We start from the raw sequence: 3,373 nt of genomic DNA on the forward strand, positions 1-3,373 counted from the left end.
TCCCGAGCCGGTGGTCCCGGTCGGCCCATCGCCGCCGTCGTCTCCGCCTGCGGCCGCCGCGCCCGACCTGCAACGGGTGCTGGCGCAGATCGCCGCCGCCGCCGGGCTCGATCCGGAACAGCTCAAACAGCCCGGGCCCGCCACGCTGGACCGGATCGGTCGCGCGCTGCGCGGCATGGTCGCGGGCATCGTCGTCATGGTCGAGGCGCGCGCGCGCGCCAAATCGCAGATGGGAGCCGAGCAGACCGGGCTCGAGTTCGACGGCAACAATCCCATCAAGTTCGCGCGCACGCCCGAACAGGCGCTGGCGCAGCTGATCAACCCGACCGAACGCGGCTTCATGCCGGCCGAGCGCGCGATCGAGGACGCCTATTTCGACCTTCAATCCCATCAGATGGCGACGTTGAAGGCGATGCAGGGCGCGTTGCGCGCAACGCTGGACCGGTTCTCGCCCACCGCGATCCGCAAGCGCGCGGAAACCGGTGGCTTCATGTCCCGCCTCCTCCCCAATGGCCGCGAGGCGACGTTGTGGGCCACGTACGAGAAGGAGTTCTCCGGCGTCGCGCACGGTTCGGACGAGGCGTTCATGGACGTCTTCGCCAAGGAGTTCCGCCAGGCGTACGACGCACAGGCGCGAGACCGCAACCGCAGCTGACTAAGACGCCGACAGGGTCGGCTACGGCTTCATCTCGTCCACCGATTTCGCCCAGACCATGTCCGCCTGCCAGCCCTGCGCGGCCGCGGCGGAGACGAACTTGTTGAGCCAGTCCGGCCCGCGATCGCCGAGACCCGGCGCGACCAGCTCCTTGTCGAATGGGCCCTTGCCGGTCAGCAGCAGATAGCCCGACCAGCCCTCGTGATCGACGACGATCTGCATGCGAAAGGCGTCGTTCGGGTCCTTGGTGATCGGCACCCCGTTCGTATTGGGGATCGCATCGAACACCTTGCGGCTCGGCACCACCTGCGTGATCGCGCCGGAGGGCTCGATGCCCGCCAGCGTGAAATCGAGCTTGGGATCGCCCAGCTTGATCGCGATGATCTCGTTGGCGGCGAGTTTGCCTGCTTCTTCCGCTCCTTGCGGCTGCGTCGCCATCTCGAACTTGTGCTGCGCGGTGGTGAGGCGCTTGCCGTCGGTCGCGCGGATCTGGCGATAGGCATCCAGCGCCGCGCAGCCCGATTGCGTGATCGGCGACACCGCCTCGAAATTGATGTCGGCGTTGGTCACCCTCTGCGCGGCCAGCGCCTGGCCGATCTGGTTCTGCGCCGCCGCCGGATCGCCGGCGACGCCGGTCAGCGCCACCGCGATGCGATCACCCGCCTTTTCGACCTTGGCGATGTCGAGCCAGGTACAGCCCACCGACGGCAGGTTGGCGTTGACGGTCGCGCGCGTGACATCGATCGGATCACGCGACGCGGCCACGATTCCGCCGCCGCCCGCCTGCTTGCCGTGCCCGCCGCCCAGGATGAGGAACCCGGCCACCGCCGCCGCGAGCAACGCCCCGCCGGCGCCGACCAGCAAGCCGACCCGGCTGCCCTTCGCCGACGGCACCACCACCTCGGCGAGCTTGGGCTCCAGCTCGGTCAGCACCTCGTCCATCGAGCGCAGCCGCTGGGCCGGGTTGGACGCCAACATCCGGGCGAGCACCGGCCGGATCTCGTCGGGCACCGCCGACAGGTCGGGCCCCGCGCGCCGCTTGTCGACCGCGTCGACCAGGCTGCCGCCCATCTGCACGTTCTTGCCCAGCGCCACCGCCAATATCACCAGCGCCAGGCTGTACACATCGGTCCAAGGACCGACCTCGCGGCCGAAATCGCCGAGCTGCTCGGGCGCGACATAGTTGAGCTTGCCCGCGAAGCCCTCGCCGACGATCGTCTTCGAGCCCGGGTCCAGGTCCTTGGCGATGCCGAAGTCGATCACCTTGGCGCGGCCCAGCTCGCCGCCTTCGAGGATGACATTGTCGGGGCTCATGTCGCGGTGGATCGCGCCCAGCTGATGCGCGACGCGCAGCCCCGACGCGAGCCGGCGCAGCAGCAGCGCGAGGTCGGCGGCCGAAGGTTGCTGCTTGCCCAGCGCGTCGGCCAGGTTCACGCCGTCGACGAACTCGGTGACGATATAGAGCACGCCCAGCTGCGGTTCCTGGGCGAGCACGCGATAGTTGACGAGCGCCTCGTGGTTCAGCCGCGTCAACGTGCGGGCTTCCTTGCGGAACATGCCGATCACGTTCGGATCGGCGGCGAGCTGCGGCAGCATGACCTTGATCGCGACGCGCTCGTCCGTGTTGATATTCACGCCTTCGAACACCTCCCCCATGCCGCCACGCGCGAGGAAGCGCTTCACCTCGAAGATGTGGTTGAGCACGTCGCCGACCTGGATGCCCTGCCCCACCTCGCGCGGCGCGAACTGGGTGGAGAAGCCGCCGGTGGTGGCCTGATAGCTCCGCTCGGGCCGCGCTGGTGGGGCGGCCGGCGGCGAGGCCGGCGCGGAGGCGCCGTCCCGGCCAGGCATGAACACGGTGCGGGGCTCGTCAGCCGGCTGATCGTCGTCGCTCATCGCGTCACCATGGAGTCGGACTGGAGTTGTAGGCTGGTCGTGGGCTGCACGTCGACGGCGACCACCGTGACATTGTCCGGCGCGCCGCGATCGAGTGTCAGCTTGATCATGCGAGCGACACGCTGTTCGGGGTCGGCTTCGGCCATCAGCTGCTCGATATCCGATCTTTCCAGGCGCGCGGTGAGGCCGTCGGAGCAAAGGAGGAACGTGTCGCCACCCTCGGTCTCGTCGGCGATCACGTCGACCTCCACCGTGTCGCGTACTCCCATGGCGCGGGCCAGGATGTGGCTCATCGGGTGGCCTTCGGCGTCCTCGGGGGAGAGCAGGCCGCGATCGACCATCTCCTGCACCTGCGTGTGGTCGTGGCTGATCTGGATCAGCTCGCCGTCGCGGCGCAGATAGGCGCGGCTGTCGCCCACCCACAGCACCGCGAAGCGTCCGTCGCGCACGAGCAGCGCGACGGCGGTCGACCCCATCTGAAGCCCCCGTCCCTCCGCCTCGGCGAAGATGATGGCGTTGGCGCGGTGCAGCGCGTCCGCGACCGCGAGGCTGGCGGCGTCGAAGTCGGCCGGCAGCGACACCGCCCGCAGCGTATCGGCGATGCAGGCGGACGCCCACTCGCCGTTCTCGTGCCCGCCCATGCCATCGGCGACGAGGAACAACCCGTCGGCGGGACGGACGCAGAACGCATCCTCGTTGTTGGCGCGCACGCATCCCTCATGCGTCAGCGCGGCGTGCTCGATCCTGGTCATGTGTTGAGCGATCCCTCGCCCGGCGCCGATCGCGTCAGCACCGTGGCCATCAGCCCGGCCGGCCGGGCGC

Annotated in this window: 3 protein-coding genes; 1 reads left to right on the top strand and 2 read right to left on the bottom strand. The window is 69.4% G+C overall.

The features are described 5' to 3' along the window. Nucleotides 1-655: type VI secretion system-associated FHA domain protein TagH (gene tagH / locus HUU95_RS11570; protein WP_174280246.1), on the top strand; the 655-nt coding region annotated here is incomplete at its 5' end. Nucleotides 656-676: 21 nt separating this feature from the next. On the opposite strand, the gene HUU95_RS14715 is transcribed toward tagH, so the two are convergent. Next, entirely contained in the window at nucleotides 677-2,551 is a 1,875-nt protein-coding gene (locus HUU95_RS14715; RefSeq protein WP_174280247.1) for a serine/threonine-protein kinase, read from the bottom strand. Continuing rightward, entirely contained in the window at nucleotides 2,548-3,303 is a 756-nt protein-coding gene (locus HUU95_RS11580; protein WP_174280248.1) for a PP2C family protein-serine/threonine phosphatase, read from the bottom strand. Before HUU95_RS11580 ends, HUU95_RS14715 begins: the two co-directional genes overlap by 4 nt. Nucleotides 3,304-3,373 lie beyond the last annotated feature (70 nt).

This window comes from Sphingomonas bacterium (assembly GCF_903643065.1).
Taxonomy (GTDB): Bacteria; Pseudomonadota; Alphaproteobacteria; order Sphingomonadales; family Sphingomonadaceae; genus Sphingomonas.